Here is a 19,185-nt window from a genome sequence, read left to right as displayed (position 1 = left end):
TATTCTAGAGAAATCTAAATATTTTTAAATATAAACGAGCAAAATAAAAATGCAGGAGGTTTTGTATGAGTAAAAATTTACAATTTATATCTATTATCTTTTTAGGGGTATGTATACTTTTAGGATCTTGGTTCATGTCGCAATCCTTAGATCGCGGCAGTGAGTTGTCCCCGACCTCAGGAGATCAGTATAGATATGAATTCATTTCAGCAAATGAACAGAATGTAATTATATTTGATAAGAAAACGGGTAATTACTGGCGGAAATATATCGAGCCAACTGAAGGACCGACGAACTGGGAGAAGCAAGAATCTCCAGTGAAGACGGCAGAATAATAGTTAAGGAAAGGTAGTTATTTTTATGAAACTTAATCGTATAGTTTTAATCGGAATGGTAGCAGCAGTATTACTTGTATTAGCTGCTTGTGGTTCATCAGAGGAGTCTAATGCCGAGGTGGACAATTCGTCTGAGAAAGCTGATTCAACACAAAACAAAAGCGACGATGCAAAAGAAAATGCTTCGGATACTAATGATACGGAGAGTGAACAAACGGATACATCAAGCGATAAAGAAGAAAGCACTGCAGCAAATGAGACACCGAGCTTGAAGGAAGAGTACCTCAAGAAATTGAATGAGACGAAAGAAGAAACGGAAGCTATGCGGGAAAATCCGATAGATGACACAACGTATGCTATGAAAAAAGTAGAAGGGGATCTATACGACATTTGGGATGGCCTGTTAAATGAAATATATGGAGTCTTACAGGAGCAGCTATCTGCAGAGGAGATGGACAAACTAAGAATCGAGCAGCGTGAATGGATCGAACACCGGGATAAAACTGCAAAAGAGGCATCCTTGAAATATGAAGGCGGAACGATGGAACAACTAGAATATGTAGCGGTGCAGAACAATCTGACGATAGAAAGATGCTTTGAATTGGTTAAAAACTATATGAAGTAAGTTTCAAGGGGGTAAAACATGGATTACTGTTCACCCAAAGCACCCAAACATACGATAGCGGCGGGCCGTCGTCATACAGCTTTGCTAAAATCGGATGGAACAGTTATGGCTGTGGGTGATAATAAACGTGGTCAGTGTGAAGTAAGCGGCTGGCGCGATATTGTTTCGGTTGTGGCAGGAAATGTACATATGGCGAGGAACACGGGTAACGCGCATACAGTCGGTCTTAGAGCGAACGGAACGGTGACTGCTGTGGGTTGGAATAAGCATGACCAATGTGCTGTAGATGACTGGTACGATATTATCGCGGTTGCGGCCGGTTGGTGCCGTACTATTGGACTTGAATCGACTGGTACAGTGGTTGCCACAGGTCGAAATAATGAAGGGGAATGCAATGTAAGGGAGTGGCGCGATATTGCGGCGATCGCTGCGGGGGACTGGCATACCATTGGTCTTAAAACGGACGGAACGGTTACGGCTGTGGGGAATAACCGGTATCGTCAATGCTCTGTAGGAGACTGGAACGGTATTGTGGCTGTCGCAGCTGGTTACCTTCATACTGTCGGACTTAAAGTGGACGGAACGGTGATTGCTGTCGGTTCGAATAAACATGGTCAATGCGATGTAAGTGAGTGGCGAGATATTGTGGCAATCGCGGTAGGCAGTAAACATACCATTGGACTTACATCCAATGGAACTGCTTTCGCTGTGGGCTGGAATGCGTACGGCCAGTGCAATATAAGCGAGTGGCGCGATATAGTGGCAATTTCGGCAGGCAGCGCACATACCGTTGGAATTAATGCGGCTGGAACTGTGTTAGCGGTGGGTGATAATGAACATGGCCAATGCGACGTGGGCGAGTGGCTTGACATTCAATAGTAAGGAGAAATGTTGATGGGGAAAACGGGTAGTAATGATAAGCTAATTGAAATTGCTTTAGGACATTATGGGATTACTGATTATTCTTCAAGATTTATCAGACATAACGACAATCTCACAAGTAAAATAGATAATAACGAAGATAGCAATTCGTATGTTTTAAGAATTCATTCTCCTATCACTTCTGGACTGCAAGGGGTACAGCATACCTTTGAAGGACTTACTGCAGAGATGGAACTGCTAAATACTCTGAACGAACAAACTTCTTTATCTTTACAGCAACCAGTTACAAATAATAAAGGAAAGTTAGTTTCTACAATTGTTGATGTGGAAAATAACTCTAGTCCGTTGGCAACGCTTCTCACTTGGAAAGAAGGTAATGATTATACAGGAGAGGAACTGAATTCAAAAAATATTGCTTATGAAGTAGGAGTAGTATTAGCAAAATTACATAATTTCTCAACTAACTGGATTATTCCGCAACCATTTATTCGACCTAATTACGATATCGAAAAGTATTGGAATTTGACCGATAGATTGCAGTATGGTGTAGAGATTAACTTATATACATCTGAACAATATGATGTGATAGTAGATACAATGAACTACATAGAAGCTATTTTTGATAGAATAGAAAAAACGAAGACAAACTGGGGAATGATTCACGCTGACCTGCAAGGTGGAAACATAATTGTAAATAACGATACAGTTATCCCTATTGACTTTGGGTTCTCAGGTTATGGTTATTATCTATTCGATCTTGGCATTACGCTCACTTCTTTTAATACACATCACCGAAAAAATGTATTAGAAGGTTATAAATCATTACGAAATATTAATGGAGAAGATGAATTGTTGGTAGAAGCAGGTTTTATTTTAGCTAATTTCGGAGGTTTTGGTTTTATGATTAACAATCAAAAAGCACATGAATGGATAAAGCGAAGATTGCCCTATGTTACCCAAAATTATTGCGAGGCATTCCTCAATAAGAGATCTTTTCTGTTGGAAATAGAATAGCTCAAACTTTTATTTTAGTAACTGGCGGGAAATATTCACAAGTGAAAGATGAATTACTTTTACCTGTTACGTTACAAATTCATCATGCTGTTTGTGATGAGTATCATGCAAGTGTTTTTATGAATGACTTACAGACGTTAGCTGATGATAGTGCAAGCTGGATTTAGTAGTTCATCGTTAAATTTGTTTGATAAAACATACACAATTATGGTTAAATATAAAAGGTGGGACAAAGGGACGGTTCCCTTGTCCCGCTGAGGTATGTTTGCTAACGAGAGGATTGAATTTTAACATGACTACTAACTTTTGGCGCGATTTACCGCGACCATTTTTTATATTAGCACCAATGGAAGATGTGACGGATGTTGTATTTCGTCATGTCGTGAGTGAGGCAGCTAGACCGGATGTTTTTTTTACAGAGTTTACAAATACGGTAAGTTACTGTCATCCGCAGGGGCACCAAAGTGTTCGCGGGCGATTGACATTTACAGAGGATGAACAACCACTTGTCGCTCATATCTGGGGGGATCACCCTGAACATTTTAGAGAAATGAGTATCGGAATGGCGAAAGAAGGTTTTCGCGGTGTAGATATTAATATGGGCTGTCCTGTGCATAATGTGGCTACGAAAGGGAAGGGAAGCGGTCTAATCCGTCGTCCAGACGTTTCAGCAGAAATTATACAAGCAGCAAAAGCTGGAGGATTGCCCGTTAGTGTGAAGACTAGGCTTGGGTACACGGATATCGAGGAATGGCGCGACTGGCTGACACACTTATTCGAGCAAGATATCGTTAATCTATCTATTCATCTCCGCACAAGAAAGGAAATGAGCAATGGGGATGCTCACTGGGAACTCATTCCGGAGATTAAAAAACTTCGTGATGAAGTGGCACCAGATACACTGTTGACAATCAATGGGGATATTCCTGATCGGCAAACTGGCATGGAGCTCGTTGAGAAATACGGTGTGGACGGGGTTATGATTGGCCGAGGTATTTTTAAAAATCCATTTGCTTTTGAAAAAGAGGCAAAAGAGCATAGCAGTCAGGAATTTCTGGATCTATTGAGATTGCAGCTTGATCTTCATGATCACTATTCAACTGAATTGCAGCCACGACCGTTCAAACCGCTTCATCGTTTTTTCAAAATATATGTCCGTGATTTTCCTGGGGCGAATGGATTACGAACGCAATTGATGAACGCAAAGTCTACAGATGAAGTGCGAACGTTGCTTGATAACTTTGGATCTATAGATGAAAGCGTAGAAGAGTTACATTCAACATAACAGATTTAAAATAGAGCATATATGAATTGGCTGGAGTGGATGCAGGGTTAAACTGTATTCATTTCGGCCAATTTTTTTACTATCAATTTTAATTCTTCATGATTGATTTGAACAGATTGGCACATAGATAGAGTTTAATGAAAATCGTGAAATAATGTTGGTGAAAAGTAGCGGAAAATCTCACTAATCATATAAATCTAATCGCGCTTGCATGCATTCCAATACCTTCTCCGGCATTTCCCTGACCTTGATATTGTCACCGAGGAAAAGCAGCCAGTTGCATATTTCAGCCAATTTTTCTGGCTGATGAACGTCAACAAAAATCCTGAGAACAGCCGTGGAATGATGTGGATTCATAAAATAAATGGAAGCATTCAATGGATGATATTTCTTGAATTGAGCTATAGCTTTTGGACCAAGTTCCAGAACAATGTTAGTCGGGTCCTTCTGTTTATCTAGCTTATCGGTAATCTCCTGCTCGCTTAACCGATTCTTCGGGGAGTATGGTTCAACGTTTGTGAGATGCTCAACAGAAATGATTTGTTCTTTTTCTTCCATCACGTTATAGCTTTTCAAAAACCAACTTCTTTTTTCCTTATAAACGTTCAAAAGGTAGATGGGATAAGTCTTTATTTCTTTCTCTTCTGTAATTGTAATCAGTAAATATCTGTCCAAAAGCATGGTTTGAAACAATTTTTCCAGCATGGGATCGGGAATGTCTGAGAGATCAAGGATGTCGGGATTGTAAGGATTGGTGCCTTCAAAGAGCAAAATTCGATTTAATAGTATGAGATCATCCTGCTGATTTTCTGAAATGAGGCTAAGTAATTTTTCAGTGATAGACTGGCGGCTTTTTAAATAGGGAAGCTGTTGATTTCTTGTGGCCATAAACGCAATAAAAAGTGCTTTAACTTCTGTATCGGTAAAGCGAACCGTGGGCAGGATAGAGTTGTGCATGACAAAATAACCCCCGTCCCTTCCAGTTTCAGCGACAAGCGGCATCCCCATGGCTTCTATTTCTCTGATATCTCTAATCGCTGTGGAACGCGAGATGTTAAATTCCTGCACGATTTCAGAAAGTGTAAAGCGAGCTCTATTGTTGATATAACGCATGATGACATTAATTCGTTCCACTTTTTTCATGGTAACCTCCTAAAAGGTATCATTTTTTGACACTATTTACAGTTAGTATATACGTATCAAGTGAATGTGACAAATCACTTGGTAAATTCACGAGAAGGCAGGTTTTGAAGATGGCAGATTATAGCTTAGAAGAAAAAGACAGTTTTACAGTTATAGGTTTTGGGACAGAGCTTAAGAGCGAATACACGGACTTTGTTGGTATAAATAAGGAAAAAGCAGATTTTTGGAAGCAAGTCGGCGAGGATGGAACACTTGAGACATTAAAATCGATCGCCACAAATGACTATGTTTTTGCCGTGAACGAAGCGATTAATAACAAGATGATGCATTATGCTGGCGTTTTGTCAGAAGCCGCATCAGCACCGGAAGAAGCAAGAGTTATCCAATTTCCTAAAGGAGAATATGTTGTGGTTAAAGGCGAAGATAAGACGGCCGAAGAATTGAGCAATAAGCTTTTAGGGATTGCTTTTGGAGAAGTCTTGCCTGAAGCAAATGGATTTGCCTATGTTGGCGGGCCGAACACAACGGTAGAGATGGGGGAGCGAAACGGCTTGGTGTTTGGTGAAATGTGGATACCGGTTGTTAAGAAGTAGTTACTTCGCTTCGCTTATACAATAATCCGAACGGTCAAAATTGACTTCGTTCGGATTATTTTTTTATGCAGTTAAAGTCATCAATTAATCCATTTCTGATGTTACTTTCAAAGAATGATATGGCTCTTCATGAATGGCAAAAAAGAACGGAGAGTTTTCATCGAGCTGCAGTTCTCTTTCATTGCCATCTCCTGTTAATTTTAATTTTTGAACAGAAGGATCTAATACCTTTCCGTATAAAATAGGTACTTCTATACCTTTTTCCGTTTCATAGGTGAAACCTGCTGTTGTGAAAGGTAAATCTCCACTTACGTCAAATCCAAAATAAGGTTCACTTCTAAACCAGCTATATCCTTTGTCATTCTTCGTAATACTTGCCACGCCGAATGAGCCGTTGTGATCATAAAAAACGATGGTTTCACCCTTGAATTTTTCAGTAGACAATATAGCTGATGTATCAGTACCTTCTTCTTCTAATCCGAATTCAATTGCTTCGTCTTCGGTATTATGCCAATTGGAATTACTACCTTGGCTACAAGCAACTAACATTAACATTAAACTGATGCCGCCTATATAGACTTGCCATTTTTTCAAAACATCACTCCTTTAACGCAGTAGTTGAATCTCTCTCTTTTTTCAATTTTAACATAATATTCCAGAAACGCGTGCGTTCCATTCAATCTAAATTCTCCTAATGAATCGATCAGAATCTATGATAAACTAATAGAATGTGTGTTTCTTAACATACACCGATAACCAATTTAGGAGTGGACAACTTTGGATAAAAAAGACATAGCTGATATTCGTAAACAGTTTAAACCAGATAATGATGTATTGGACATAAAGGAAATTTTTAATGTGTATATAATGAAAGAATCAAGTGATATCTACCACCATCAGAGTATGCCATTTGGTATGCTGGAACAGGAACAGAAAGAGTTATTTATGGAAAATTTTAAGAAAGTACTAGGCGGACAGCTGGATGAAAAGTTATTTGAATTGAAGTTCCAGCGTGATGTGGAAGATAACAGTCAGCTCATACTCCACCAGGGTCTATTAAGCAGTGACTCAGAAGAATGGAAGGAACAAATGCTGAAGCTCGTAGCAAAAATGCTGAAGGATAAGCAATACGAGATGGATATTGTTGTAACCTTCATTCGGGGAGAATATCGGAAGTCGATGAAGCGGCAGAGCGATGAATCGGATGAAAGTGCAGGCAATACTGTTTATTCCAATCCCTTTATTTTGTGCAGCATGAATAAGACGCAGGATCCGAAGAAAGAATTACTATTTGATTACGTAGAAAAAGAGTTCAAGTATAATATTGTTGTAGACCCAATTATCAATCTGAAGGCTCCAATCTCCGGATTTCTTTTCCCAACGATCACGGATAATGCAGCGGATGTCAATCACGTGCTTTATTCGTCGGGTAAGAAAAACGAGCTGAATTATCATTTTATTGAAGAAGTATTAAATGCGGAAGAAATTATGACTGCATCCGAGGACAAAATTGTTTTTGAGGAAATTATAAAGAACGTAGCAGGCGAGCAGAAAATCAATACGGCCACACTTTCCAATGTATACGAGGAGATTCACCGGGTTGTAGAAGAGAACGAGGAAGACGAGATACCGAAATTTGATTTTAAAGATGTAGAAAAGATTTTAACAAGCAGCGGTGTTCAAGATGTTAATACGGAAAAGGTAGAATCCGCTTTTAAAACGGTGGTGGATGATGAAAGTTATGAGTTCAAGGCAAGTAACATTGTTCCGAAATATACATCAAAATCTATCAAAATTGAGACGAGAATCGCAAACATATCCATCAGTCCACAAGACTTGCGTTTCGTGCGTCAAGTCCATTTCGATGGGAAAAGTTACTTAATGATGGAAGTGCAAGAGAATACGGTGATTGAAGGCTTTGAAATGATCCCGGAAGCTTTATTTTCGAAGGCGCCGGACGAGGAAGAATAATTCGTTAAGGAGGATTTCAGGATGCTTTTATTAACACAATTGGGTGGGCTGCATCTAGGAGATATGATTTTCCAGCTACTATTTTTTTCAGTTTTACTAGCAATAGTTACTGGGATTGTCATGATATTTCGTAAGTTCAAACGGAGAAATGAACAGTTAAGCAGAGTTGAAGAAAAAGTAGATAAGTTATTGTCTGATAAAGACAAGTAACACTGCGGGCGCATTCCTCTAATGAGGAGTGCGTTTAATTTATATTGCAGCAGGATATTTTTGATAGGCTGTCGAATTATAGTGGAGATATAGCTTAAAGGAGGTAAATGCATGGGAATCCATTTTGAAGGTAAAAGAACGATTGCGGTTGCACAGGATGATGTGTATGCAGGATTGCTTGATCTCGATGCTGCAGGCAACTGGATGCAGGGATTCGTTGGAATAAAGCGTTTGGACGAGGGTCCATTGCAGGTGGGAAGCCAATGGATCGAAACGAGAAAGATGTTTGGTAAAGAAGCTTCTGAGCATTTTGAAGTAGTCGAACTTGATAAACCAGATAAAATTGTGCTGCGAGTTGATGGAACGAAAGGAACAACAGGAAAAGGTGAGTTTATGTTCACCTATTTACTAGCTTCATCCGGAGACGGTACTGCGGTTACAATGCATGGTGAGATAAAGGGACTTACTGGTATATCGAAATTGTTCGGCAAAATGATGGCAGGTTTTTTCAAAAAGTCTTGTGTAAAGGATTTGGACGCGTTAAAAGGGTATCTTGAAAATCGTGTTTAAGACGTGTATTTGTTAAAAATAAGGAGTGAACGACAGTATGTTAATCGACTTGACCAGTATCAACTATCTTCCAGTGATTGTCGGAGGAATTGTTTATATGATGTATGGTGGAATTTATTATTCCATATTATTGTCCGATAAAAAAGCGAACACCAGGGATATTAAGAAAACAGAATCGAAAGGCCCGTTTAAATATATTTATTCAGTAATTATAGCATTTATCATTTCATTTTTTATGGCCGTACTTGTTCAATCGATCGGGGCAGATAATCTCATCAATGGTAAGATAATAGGCTTAGTAATTGGACTCCTTATTTCCATGGTTTATCTTAAAAATGCTTTGTTTGGGCTCATTTCAAAAAAGGCATTAATTATTGCGATAGGTGACCATCTGGTTATTTTCACGTTATTAGGGATTATTCATGGGTGGCTGATCTAACCTTACTTATCAAACTGTATCTGCTTCTGATGGATGCAGTTTTTTTATTGTGTATGTTTGTAAACTTTTTCGCGACGCATACGTCATATATACGAGGGGGAGGGACAATGGACGAAGATACTGGACAGGATGAATTAAACAGAGAGTTAAATATCGTTTATCGATACTTGGTAAAAAAAGGCGTACCGCAAACGGATGCGGAAGATGCAGTACAAGAAACAGCACTCAAATACCTTCGATTTTCCGATTCCATTCGTTCCTCTAAAGTGCGAAGCTGGTTAATCCGGGTAGCGTTGAATCATTATTATGATCAATGTCGCAAGAATAAAAAATACATATTAAATTCTGAGGCAGATATGGAAGAGGGTAAGGATGAGGAACTCCCAGAAATAATTATCCTGGCAAAAGAGCGAAGGGAAGAACTTCACATGTTCCTCTCCAGACTAAAGCCACACTATATGGAACTTCTTCTACTAAAATATGAATCTGAGCTTTCCTATGAAGCTATTTCTAAATTACTTGGAATTCGCAAGAGCACAGTAAAGACAAATTTATTTCGCGCAAGAAAGAAGTTATTGAAATTATATGAGGAGGCAAATGATGAGCGATAAAAAGGACCAAAACTCAGATATTGATTTCACTAGCAACGCTTCTTTTCAAAAGTCAATTAAGAAAGCAAAATGGAAACAACTTTTGTTATACACGATGATCACTATCGTTACGATGAGTGTATCTATTTTTGTGATTCACGATGGAAGTCAGCACCTCATGAATAAGAAATTAAGGAGTATTGAGTCGCCGATTGAACAGGTTTTTACGAAAGGATACGCACAAGGTGCAGGAATTTCAAGTAGCTACACTAGGTATGATTATGATCTATTCAGCGTAACTGGCAAAACAACTCTTTTTAAAAAAATCGGGAACAGAACTATCGTTTGGGATACTGTTACTAAGAAATATCCAGCAATTGGTGACATAGAAGTCATAGATCGTGGAAGTGGAATGAGTGAAGTAATTAAAATGGACGAGGAAGCACAAAGAAGTGTTCGGTATAACCAATTAAATAATGAAAGAATAATTGATTTTTATTATCCTGGTTTGAACTATGACTACTTGCCCCACGAACTGAAGATAGCAACTGGGCTAGATGAAAACTCACTGGCAGAAGTGGCGCTTTCTTTTAATAAACCTATGACACAAAAAGAATTGGGAGAAAAGTTAGGATATAAGAATGTAGATTGGTTATGGACCAATAAAAAAACGAAAGAAGAAATGGATCAAGTTGCTGCTCAACCATGGAAAGTAAAACGCGGAGATGCGGCCAATGGATTTGGTGTTTCAGAAAGATCTCCATATACTGACTACCAAGGTAAGAACCTAACTGTTAGTGGAGCAGTAGTAAGTGGAACACCTGAAGAATTAAAGAGATTTCTGGGGATGAAATTTGTAAGAGCTTCCACGCTAGGTGTGACGATTGATAAATATTAAAAAAGCGTGTCATGATAAAAGCAACCATTTAAAATTTTAATTCTATTAGTGCAAATGTAGTGTATAATCTAAATAGATAGTAAATTTCGAGTGGGGGGTGCAAGTTTTTGGATTTTTTTTATAGTATTTTCCCTATCATACTTATGTTAGTTTTAGTAGTTTTAGCAGTTATACTCATTTCAAAGTTATTTAAAAGAAAATAAAAAAGTGTAGAAACAATAAGAACGAAAAGTGGCAAGTGAATATCTAAGGTTATATGATTCTATTATTTCTTGTAATAAGTGGAGCAATATTAAGTCAAACACGTAAGGACCAGTTGAAAGCCTTATATCTTGATTTATTCAAAGAAATGCGATTGAATTTATAGGAAAATAAAATAATGTACACTTCATCTATGGTAAATATAAAGCAGTATTGAAACAGATATAGAGCCTACTAATGTGACAGATTTCCGAGTGGTTAAAGTGGATATTAAAATTATTAGGTGACTTAAGTAGCAGCGTTCTAGATGTGTATTTGTTGAAAAAAGCTTAGTTCACAAAGAACTAAGTTTTTTATTTATTTTCGACGGAATCGTATCTTAATGTAAGGACCCGATATTTCTTCTAATAAAAACGTCGAGTATTATTAAATTTTCCTTGCTATTATGTATTTAAGAAAGGAGGGAGATAACTTGTTAAAAGAATTAAACCAGGTGATTGACTATATTGAAGATCATTTAACGGAAGACTTGTCGCTTGAAGATATTTCTGAGTATGCCGGGGTTTCCGACTATCATTTTAGAAAAATATTTTTTTACATTTCAGGAATGACGTTAAATGAATATATCAAAAGCAGGAAATTATCTGAAGCAAATAAGGATTTGATGAACGGTGAAAGAGTGACGGATATTGCTTTTAAATACGGGTATCAGTCAGTGGACGGATTTACCAGAGCCTTTAAAAAATGGAGCGGTTTTTTGCCTTCAGATGTTAGTAAAACTGGGGTAAGCAAATCGTCACCTAAACTATCATTTTTAATTACAGTAAAAGGAGGAACTGCTATGGACTTTAGAATTGAAGAAAAACCAGCTTTTCACTTAGCAGGAGTAAGTAAACGTGTTCCGATGCAATTTGAGGGGGTTAATAACGAAATTGTAAAACTTGCAGAAAGCATTACGGACGAACAGAAAGAAGAAATGCATACGCTTCAAAATATAGAGCCTTATGAAATTGTTAATGCTTCTTATAATGCTGATGCTAATTTCGTAGAGGAAGAAGGGGATCTAACGCACTTAATAGGTGTATTAACAATTAACGCTGAAGTAAGTGATCGATTAGAAAAAGTACTGGTCGAAGCTCATACATGGGCAATATTCCCAAATGAAGGACCATTTCCATCTACGCTGCAGGAAACTATGGCTAAGACATATTCAGAATGGCTTCCTTCTTCCGATTATGAAGTAATCAATGCCCCGACATTTTCGTTTACTAATATGGATAGACATAAAAATGGTTATGCGTATAGCGAAATTTGGATTCCTGTTCGGAAGAGGTAATAAAGAATTTCAAAATAATTTTATCGCCAAAATCCCATTACTTCTTATGGTGACTGGAAGCAATTTGCCTTTTCTTGCGGATGTTAAGCAATGATAACAGGATCATCTGACCATCTGCTGTTACGGGAAGTAAGTTAAAAAAATTAGCCAGGCACATAATCTTGATCAGCACGAGCACCCCGCTGTTACTTTCAATCAGAAGACCTGCAGTGAATAAAATAACGGGGGCAGAGGCTGAAATGATCAAGTTTTGTGTGTCTGATTGATTGTTTTTGTAGGTGATGACCGGCGTGAAAAAACGCTGGAATTTAAAAGAAGGATCTCTGCGAAACAATAGTGCAAATACCCAGTGAATGGCTTCATGAAGTGCAACAATGCTGATGACGATCAGGACGTAACTAATCAGAATAACAATGGTTTCAGCTGTCATAAGCTTGTTTACGCTTTTTTGAGTTGAGAAGCACTGCAAGCGAAACGAAAATAATTAAGAAGACAAGATACATGACTAACGCCTGCCACGTCAATGAAAAGTGAGTGTTTAACTCCTCTTTGGTCATGACGGTGGTGATGCGTAATCCGGTAAGCGTCGTGACCTCGCTTGTTTCCGTGATTTTAAACAGCTCGTATATGTAATCGATTAAGAAGATGATGGACCAGATTACCGTTCCGATTCCGATGTACTTTGTGATTTTCATTTTGCCACCTCATATTCTTTCTTTAAGATTAGATACAGAACACCTAGCAGTACAAGAAGGGTTGGGTACAATGCCCCGTCAATGCTGATGAGTGCAGATAAGATGATGATAATGACGAATGTTAAGACGGATGCGATCGTCTCATTAACATTGCTTTGTGACTTTGGAAATAGAAATCCTGCAATTGTCGCAACAAAAAAGATATTGATGCCGTACATATAAGGGTCAAGCGTTTGCGTCTCTGCGAATCCGACATATAGGGCGGGACACATCAAGATAACGGAAACCCCTAGTAATGAAGCAAGTTCTGTCATCGGATTGATCTTGTAGATGCTGAATAACTTGCGAATGGAAGCAGTAGTATCAGCATAGGTAATCGTTACGATACCAAGGACAGGTAATAAGAATAGCCACAGCTGGAGCGTGCCAGCGAATCCGTTGTTAATCAATGAACCGATCGAGATGACTAGTAACAATGCCCAGAAGTATAGAAAATTTTTGCTTCGTACAATGGCAGGCATCGTGGTCGCGAGCCCGACACTAAACGCAGGCAGCCCAAGTTTAAAGTAGTTTGATTGTACATATACATTGTCTTTTGCGAAAAACAGGGCATTTAATAGATACGCAATTACCCCAACTATAAGACTGGTAAAAAAGACAATGGATGTCATCTGAAGAATAGATTCTTTTTGCACACTGACCCATGCGTCTAACTTAAAGCGCGTAATCAGCAAATGAATCGTAACGAATACGATGATCAAAAAATCAAGCGAAAAAGTGAACAAAAGTCTTTTCGTCCCCATCGTATTTTTTATGACGAGCGTATACACCAGTTCAAATGTAAAAAAACTAGCAATGAAGATTGTATGAAGCGTTAGGAGTACCAAACCTGCCGTGAAAATGTTCACCGATACAAGTTTCAGAGCTGGTGCGACAATAATAATTAACAATTCAAAGAAAGCCAGCGCAACACTTAACTTAAAAATCATTTGGCTAATACTGACTTCCTTTTCCGTGAATGGAAGCGTTTTAGCAAAAAACAATGAATTTTTATTCAAGCTGACCGTTGAATTAACTAATATAAACAGAAAGGCACTTAAGATCAAGACAACATTGAAATAACTGCTGAGTGTCATTTTTGCGGCAATCAGGAGATCCGCACTTTGTATGTCTTGAATGTTCCTGCTTAGTGTGTTGAGTTGGGACATGTTCAAATAAAAATAACCGAGATAGAGAAGCGTTAAGATGAGAATAAGTCCATAACGATTGACTTTGCTCTTAAAGAAAGGTCGATTAAACAAACCGTGAAACGTATCGTTATAAAAAAATTTAAGAATGCATAAAATGTTTTTGAATTTCAACGAGTTTGTCATGTAAGACGCTCTCCTGTTTTATAAAATTTGTTAGTTCGTCTGGAGACCCCGTAAACGAAGTCAATGTACCTTCGCGCATAAGGCGCACATCCTCAGGAAACCGATCAATGGTATTGCGTTCATGTGAAACAATGATGATTTTTTTCTTATCGCTGATTGCAGCGAAAATCTCCTGGACGATAATTACGGTATCAAAATCAAGTCCTCCTAAAATTTCATCTGCAACTATATAATCCGTATTGGCCGCAATCGCCACTGCAATTTGGATTTTCTTTTTCATCCCAAACGAATAGGACTCAATTGTCTTGTTTTGACTTGGCGTCATATCTAATAGATGTAATAGATGTGATAATTGATCATGGTTACTTGTATCATATCGACTTAAAACAAAGTGGGCATATTCTTTACCAGTCATGTAACCAGGTAAATAAAAATCAGAAGGCAGATAAAAGAACTTCGATTTATATTCACGCGTGCCTGGATTCAGCCCGTCGAGTGAAATCTGACCCGAATCCGGCTGAAGCAGATTCGTAATCATATTCAACAAAGTAGTTTTACCACTTCCGTTGACTCCGACGATAACCGTGGTTCCTGTTTGCGAGAAAGTTGTACTTAGATTATCGATGATAACTTGTTTTTTGAATTTTTTTGATAGGTTCTGAATCTCTAACATGCATTATCGTCTCCTAATAAATAGGGGGTTCTGATTCCCCCTTGACTTTAAGTAAGTTAAGAGGCTTTACAGCCGATGCCCATTTGCCAGAATTTTGGCCAGTTAAGTTTAACATTTCCGTTAAAGCTATAACCACGGCTTGTGCAATAAAAAGCGTATGCAAATATCCCGATAAGAATAACAAGAGCAAAGACCATCCAGAACCATCTGTTCTCAACTACATTTAAAAACTTCTCTTCCAGTGACATTTGATAAGACATTAACATTGCAGACATTGAGAAGGACCTCCTTTCCTATAAGTGTAAAGAAGAGTGAAAGACCTTATCGACTGAAAATAGTCTGAAAAAAGGAAAATTCTGTCTTCTTATGAATCTATCATACAATAACCTCCGCCAACACGAAATGGGTATTATTTCCTTAATTTTCCTATTTTTTGTATATCTTTACTACTAGATTTACTATAAAATTTCATTTCCCTCCGCATAAAAGCACAATACTTTAGTGCCTTAAGTATAAAGTTTAAAACAGTACCTTGCATTGTATAGTAGTACATGGTATATTTTTTATTAACTAGTACTATACATTAAACAGTACTGATTAATAATATATAGTTAAACCAGTAGAGATGAGGTGTTAGCAATGGATGTGCAATTTAAAAAAGGTGTACTTAAGCTTTGTGTACTCGTTTTACTTGATAAACAAGATCGATATGGATATGAGTTAGTCCAAAAAATTTCCGATCAAATAGAAATTTCTGAGGGAACTGTCTATCCATTATTGCGGCGCTTAACAAAAGAAGATTATTTTACAACATATTTAAAGGAATCCAAAGAAGGTCCATCGCGTAAGTATTATCGTTTAACGGATAAAGGCAGACTTTATTTACAGGAATTGCTGCAGGAATGGAAGGATTTCTCTAAAGGAGTCAATCATATAATCGGGGAGGGTATGGACAGTGAACAGTAAACAATTTATAAACGAACTGGAATCAGCTTTAAAAGGACTGCCAGATGCAGAACGTCAGGATATTTTGCGGGACTTTCAAGAGCATTTCACGATGGGGTTGGCTGAAGGAAAAACCGAAGAACAAATCGCATCATCCTTAGGTTCACCGCAACATATTGCCAAGGAATTACGTGCTACGCATCATGTAGAAAAAATGGAAGCAACTGCTAGCACTGGGAACATATTGCGAGCGGTTTGGGCAGTTATTGGATTAGGGTTTTTTAACCTTGTAATTGTCCTTGGCCCGTTAATCGCATTAGCTTCTATCGTTTTTGCGGGCTGGGTCAGTGGATTTGCATTCGTAGTATCACCGGTTTTAGTTGTGATAGAGGCGTTGTTTTTTCCTAGCACATTCGAGTGGTTTGAATTATTTTTCTCGATCATGCTAACAGGTGCTGGCTTATTACTATTAATCGGATTGTTTTACGCTACAAAAGCTTTAATTAACTTATTTATACGTTATTTAAAATACAATGTATCACTTGTAAAAGGGGGATTGAAGGATGAGTAAAGTTAAGAAAATCGCAATCGTCGCAATTTTTCTGATTGTTATCGGCGCTGTAGGCAGCTTTATTACGTTTCAATCCATGGGACAATCATCTTCTGTCAATGAAGAGAGAGTTATCGATAGTACGAACTTTACAGATATCGAGGTAAGTGCAGATAACCAACAGGTAGAAATTTTCCCGACAGATGATAGCAAGGCAAAGGTTGAACTCGAAGGAAGAAGCAGTAAAGATATCGCGGAAAAATTATCTGTTGAAGTGAAAGGGAATAAACTATCTATTAAGATAAAAGATAAACATACATTTAATTTTTTTAACTTTACCGCTTCACAATTAACGTTACGCGTATATTTGCCTAAGAAGACATATGACTCCTTGCAGGTGGATATAGACAATGGAGCTTTACTTGCAGAGCAGTTGAATGTAAAAAATATCCATGCAGAAACCAGTAACGGTACGCTTGAACTAAAAGATATGGAAGCGACTGCTTTGCGAGTCGAGTCAGATAATGGAGAAATTGAACTTGAGAACGTGACCGGAGAAATCCAGGGAGAGACAGATAACGGCGAAATTACGCTCGTGACACCAAATCTAAATAGGCCGATTACGTTGGATTCGGATAATGGAAGGATCACCATTGAAACAGATAAAGAGCCAACTAATGTGACGTTTGATGTCCAAGTGGATAACGGAGACGTGACTATTTTTGATAAATATAATGGGAACGCAGTGTTTGGGAATGGTGAGAATAGGATCAAGCTCTCGACGGATAATGGCGATATTACAGTTAGTAAGTAACGGGAGATTTAAATGTGTAATAGTAAAAAATGAGCTTGGTTCATACAGGAACTAAGCTTTTTCCTATTAAGTTTCGATGGAGTTGTATCTGAAGTAACGAATCGATATTTCTTATACGAAAAGCGTCGAGTATTTTTACCAACGCTTTGCTAGTATGTAGGTATGGAAAGGAGGGATCGTATGTTAAAGGAATTAAACCAAGTAATTGACTATATTGAAGATCGTTTAACCGATGACTTGTCGCTGGAAGCAATTTCTGAATATGCCGGCGTTTCTGATTATCACTTTAGGAAGATATTTTTCTACATTTCTGGAATGACGTTAAATGAATATATAAAAAGCAGGAAATTATCAGAAGCAAATAAGGACTTGTTGAATGGTGAAAAAGTAACGGATGTCGCATTCAAATACGGGTATCAGTCAGTGGACGGATTTACCAGAGCGTTTAAAAAATGGAGTGGTTTTTTACCCTCCGATGTAATCAAAACAGGGGTAAGTAAATCGTCACCTAAGTTATCATTCTTAATTACAGTAAAAGGAGGAACTGCTATGGAATTTAGAATTGAAGAAAAACCAGCGTTTCATTTAGCTGGTGTAAGTAAACGGGTTCCCATGCAATTTGAAGGGGTTAATAACGAAATTGTAAAACTTGCAGAAAGCATAACGCATGAACAAAAAGAAGAAATGCATGCACTTCAAAATATAGCGCCATACGAAATTGTTAATGCTTCCTATAATGCTGACGCTGATTTCATAAAAGAAGAAGGGGATCTAACGCACTTGATAGGCGTATTGACGACGAGCAGCGAAGTAAGTGATCGATTAGCAAAAGTGGAAGTCGAAGCTCATACATGGGCGATATTTCCAAATGAAGGGCCATTTCCATCTACGTTACAAGAAACAATGGCAAAAACATATTCAGAATGGCTGCCTTCATCCGACTATGAAGTAATCAATGCTCCTACTTTTTCGTTTACAAATATGGATAAGCATAAAAAAGGTTACGCGTATAGTGAAATTTGGATACCTGTTCGGAAGAAATAACCGTTTTGCTGTTCATAAATATCCCTCTTGCATAATAAAGTTTGATTTGTTGAAGAAACACCTTCCGTTTATGGTAAAATCAAAATGGAACGATTAAACATAAACTGCATTAAAAAAGTGAGGATACACGATGATTGCAAAGACTGAAGAAGATTTTAATGGATTAAAAGAAATTGGTAAAATTTGTGGAGCGATTCGTGATGAATTAGTCCAAAGAACGAAACCTGGCATTACTACAAAAGAACTCGATGAAATTGCGGGAGAGCTTTTCGAAAAAGCAGGGGCTCAACCAGCTCCCAAAGGAGAATACGACTTTCCTGGATATACGTGCATTAGCGTAAATGAAGAAGTAGCGCACGGGATTCCCGGAGAACGAATTATTCAAGAAGGGGACCTTGTAAATATAGATGTTTCAGGTTCTAAAAACGGATATTTTGCAGATACTGGAATTTCCATTGTCGTTGGCAAGGGTGAGTTAATTTTACAGAAAATATGTGACGTGGTTAAAGAAGCATTCGACGCTGGACTTGAGAAGGCAAAACCAGGTTCGAAAAAAAGTGCGCTTGGAAAAGCGGTACACAATGTGGCGAAAAAACATGACTTAACTGTCATTATGAATCTTACGGGACACGGTGTTGGGCGCTCGATTCATGAAGAGCCAGAACATATTTTCAATTACTCCGCTCGCTGGGATGACGAAATATTAAAAGAGGGTATGGTCATTGCCTTTGAGCCCTTTATCTCTACACTAGAAGAGGAAGTTTTTCAATCCGAAGAGGATGGATGGACCTTCCTAACCGATGAAAGCTTTGTAGCTCAATATGAACATACAATTATTCTTACAAAAGAAGGACCGATTATTACTACTTTGTAAGAGCATAACTATCACAAGAAGGCGCAATTCCGGATGAAGGAACTGCGCCTTCTTCGTATGAAAAGATCCATGTATTGAAAAAAACTTCATAAAATATAAAACGAGATATGAAACTTTTGATAGAA

The 19,185-nt window shown here is 38.0% G+C and carries 25 protein-coding genes and 1 pseudogene; 19 read left to right on the top strand and 7 right to left on the bottom strand.

Annotated elements, in window-relative coordinates:
- Positions 1–65 precede the first annotated feature (65 nt).
- From VBD025_RS15095 to VBD025_RS15070, 6 genes and pseudogenes are all read left to right on the top strand, one after another.
- A complete protein-coding gene (locus tag VBD025_RS15095) occupies positions 66–335 on the top strand; it encodes a hypothetical protein (protein ID WP_430786922.1) in 270 nt (89 codons plus the stop codon).
- Between the two features lie 25 nt (positions 336–360).
- A complete protein-coding gene (locus VBD025_RS15090) occupies positions 361–960 on the top strand; it encodes a lysozyme inhibitor LprI family protein (RefSeq protein WP_430786920.1) in 600 nt (199 codons plus the stop codon).
- 18 nt (positions 961–978) lie between these two features.
- The gene (locus tag VBD025_RS15085) at positions 979–1,839 is read left to right on the top strand and encodes an RCC1 domain-containing protein (RefSeq protein WP_430786918.1); all 861 of its coding nucleotides are present in this window, start codon (positions 979–981) and stop codon (positions 1,837–1,839) included.
- A gap of 15 nt (positions 1,840–1,854) precedes the next feature.
- Positions 1,855–2,856 (top strand): phosphotransferase enzyme family protein, encoded by a 1,002-nt coding sequence (locus tag VBD025_RS15080; protein WP_430786916.1) that lies wholly within the window; start codon positions 1,855–1,857, stop codon positions 2,854–2,856.
- 14 nt (positions 2,857–2,870) lie between these two features.
- Positions 2,871–3,023: pseudogene (locus tag VBD025_RS15075) on the top strand (CatA-like O-acetyltransferase); the annotation flags it as partial.
- 125 nt (positions 3,024–3,148) lie between these two features.
- Positions 3,149–4,141, top strand: a complete 993-nt coding sequence (locus tag VBD025_RS15070) for a tRNA dihydrouridine synthase (protein ID WP_430786914.1) — start codon at positions 3,149–3,151, stop codon at positions 4,139–4,141.
- A gap of 183 nt (positions 4,142–4,324) precedes the next feature.
- Here the strand turns inward: VBD025_RS15070 and VBD025_RS15065 are convergent, their stop codons facing one another.
- Positions 4,325–5,284: a helix-turn-helix transcriptional regulator gene (locus VBD025_RS15065; RefSeq protein ID WP_430786912.1), complete on the bottom strand. Its 960-nt coding sequence runs from the start codon at positions 5,282–5,284 to the stop codon at positions 4,325–4,327.
- A 110-nt stretch (positions 5,285–5,394) separates the two neighbouring features.
- Here VBD025_RS15065 and VBD025_RS15060 point away from each other — a divergent pair, with 110 nt between their 5' ends.
- Positions 5,395–5,877: a GyrI-like domain-containing protein gene (locus tag VBD025_RS15060; protein WP_430791446.1), complete on the top strand. Its 483-nt coding sequence runs from the start codon at positions 5,395–5,397 to the stop codon at positions 5,875–5,877.
- 84 nt (positions 5,878–5,961) lie between these two features.
- Here the strand turns inward: VBD025_RS15060 and VBD025_RS15055 are convergent, their stop codons facing one another.
- The gene (locus tag VBD025_RS15055) at positions 5,962–6,471 is read right to left on the bottom strand and encodes a hypothetical protein (RefSeq protein WP_430786910.1); all 510 of its coding nucleotides are present in this window, start codon (positions 6,469–6,471) and stop codon (positions 5,962–5,964) included.
- 183 nt (positions 6,472–6,654) lie between these two features.
- Here VBD025_RS15055 and VBD025_RS15050 point away from each other — a divergent pair, with 183 nt between their 5' ends.
- The 7 genes from VBD025_RS15050 (at position 6,655) to VBD025_RS15020 (ending at position 12,092) form a co-directional block, all read left to right on the top strand.
- Complete coding sequence (locus VBD025_RS15050) at positions 6,655–7,848, top strand: DUF4317 domain-containing protein (RefSeq protein WP_430786908.1); 1,194 nt, start codon at positions 6,655–6,657, stop codon at positions 7,846–7,848.
- Between the two features lie 21 nt (positions 7,849–7,869).
- Positions 7,870–8,058 carry a DUF4083 family protein gene (locus tag VBD025_RS15045; protein ID WP_430786906.1) on the top strand — a complete coding sequence of 63 codons (189 nt, stop codon included), beginning with the start codon at positions 7,870–7,872 and terminating at the stop codon, positions 8,056–8,058.
- A gap of 111 nt (positions 8,059–8,169) precedes the next feature.
- Entirely contained in the window at positions 8,170–8,628 is a 459-nt protein-coding gene (locus VBD025_RS15040) for an SRPBCC family protein (RefSeq protein ID WP_430786904.1), read from the top strand.
- Between the two features lie 37 nt (positions 8,629–8,665).
- On the top strand, positions 8,666–9,067 hold the full coding sequence (locus VBD025_RS15035; protein ID WP_430786902.1) for a DUF1761 domain-containing protein: 402 nt from the start codon (positions 8,666–8,668) through the stop codon (positions 9,065–9,067).
- Positions 9,068–9,174: 107 nt separating this feature from the next.
- On the top strand, positions 9,175–9,678 hold the full coding sequence (locus VBD025_RS15030; protein WP_430786900.1) for an RNA polymerase sigma factor: 504 nt from the start codon (positions 9,175–9,177) through the stop codon (positions 9,676–9,678).
- Complete coding sequence (locus VBD025_RS15025) at positions 9,668–10,555, top strand: anti sigma factor C-terminal domain-containing protein (protein ID WP_430786898.1); 888 nt, start codon at positions 9,668–9,670, stop codon at positions 10,553–10,555. Before VBD025_RS15030 ends, VBD025_RS15025 begins: the two co-directional genes overlap by 11 nt.
- 673 nt (positions 10,556–11,228) lie before the next feature.
- Positions 11,229–12,092, top strand: coding sequence for an AraC family transcriptional regulator (locus tag VBD025_RS15020; RefSeq protein WP_430786896.1), 864 nt, complete (start codon positions 11,229–11,231; stop codon positions 12,090–12,092).
- A gap of 37 nt (positions 12,093–12,129) precedes the next feature.
- Here VBD025_RS15020 and VBD025_RS15015 read toward each other — a convergent pair whose 3' ends face one another.
- Genes VBD025_RS15015 through VBD025_RS14995 form a run of 5 tightly spaced genes read right to left on the bottom strand, consistent with a single transcriptional unit; the run spans position 12,130 to position 15,108 of the window.
- Positions 12,130–12,522, bottom strand: coding sequence for a metalloprotease family protein (locus VBD025_RS15015; protein WP_430786894.1), 393 nt, complete (start codon positions 12,520–12,522; stop codon positions 12,130–12,132).
- Entirely contained in the window at positions 12,512–12,787 is a 276-nt protein-coding gene (locus tag VBD025_RS15010; RefSeq protein ID WP_430786892.1) for a hypothetical protein, read from the bottom strand. Before VBD025_RS15010 ends, VBD025_RS15015 begins: the two co-directional genes overlap by 11 nt.
- On the bottom strand, positions 12,784–14,160 hold the full coding sequence (locus VBD025_RS15005) for a hypothetical protein (protein WP_430786890.1): 1,377 nt from the start codon (positions 14,158–14,160) through the stop codon (positions 12,784–12,786). Before VBD025_RS15005 ends, VBD025_RS15010 begins: the two co-directional genes overlap by 4 nt.
- Entirely contained in the window at positions 14,117–14,833 is a 717-nt protein-coding gene (locus VBD025_RS15000; protein ID WP_430786888.1) for an ATP-binding cassette domain-containing protein, read from the bottom strand. The genes VBD025_RS15005 and VBD025_RS15000 overlap by 44 nt, the downstream gene beginning before the upstream one ends.
- Positions 14,834–14,889: 56 nt before the next feature.
- Positions 14,890–15,108, bottom strand: coding sequence for a hypothetical protein (locus VBD025_RS14995; protein WP_430786886.1), 219 nt, complete (start codon positions 15,106–15,108; stop codon positions 14,890–14,892).
- Between the two features lie 364 nt (positions 15,109–15,472).
- Between VBD025_RS14995 and VBD025_RS14990 the strand changes: the two genes are divergently transcribed.
- From VBD025_RS14990 to map, 5 genes are all read left to right on the top strand, one after another.
- Positions 15,473–15,799 carry a PadR family transcriptional regulator gene (locus VBD025_RS14990; RefSeq protein ID WP_430786884.1) on the top strand — a complete coding sequence of 109 codons (327 nt, stop codon included), beginning with the start codon at positions 15,473–15,475 and terminating at the stop codon, positions 15,797–15,799.
- Complete coding sequence (locus tag VBD025_RS14985; protein ID WP_430786882.1) at positions 15,789–16,349, top strand: HAAS signaling domain-containing protein; 561 nt, start codon at positions 15,789–15,791, stop codon at positions 16,347–16,349. The genes VBD025_RS14990 and VBD025_RS14985 overlap by 11 nt, the downstream gene beginning before the upstream one ends.
- Entirely contained in the window at positions 16,342–17,142 is an 801-nt protein-coding gene (locus tag VBD025_RS14980; protein WP_430786880.1) for a DUF4097 family beta strand repeat-containing protein, read from the top strand. Before VBD025_RS14985 ends, VBD025_RS14980 begins: the two co-directional genes overlap by 8 nt.
- Positions 17,143–17,322: 180 nt before the next feature.
- A complete protein-coding gene (locus tag VBD025_RS14975; RefSeq protein WP_430786878.1) occupies positions 17,323–18,186 on the top strand; it encodes an AraC family transcriptional regulator in 864 nt (287 codons plus the stop codon).
- 130 nt (positions 18,187–18,316) lie between these two features.
- Entirely contained in the window at positions 18,317–19,060 is a 744-nt protein-coding gene (gene map / locus VBD025_RS14970; protein WP_430786876.1) for a type I methionyl aminopeptidase, read from the top strand.
- The last annotated feature ends 125 nt before the right edge of the window (positions 19,061–19,185 follow it).

Source organism: Virgibacillus flavescens, from assembly GCF_050574275.1.
GTDB classification, from domain to species: Bacteria; Bacillota; Bacilli; order Bacillales; family Amphibacillaceae; genus Virgibacillus_F; species Virgibacillus_F flavescens.
The sequence above is the reverse complement of the archived record's forward strand: the minus strand, read 5'-3'. Positions and strand labels throughout refer to the sequence as shown.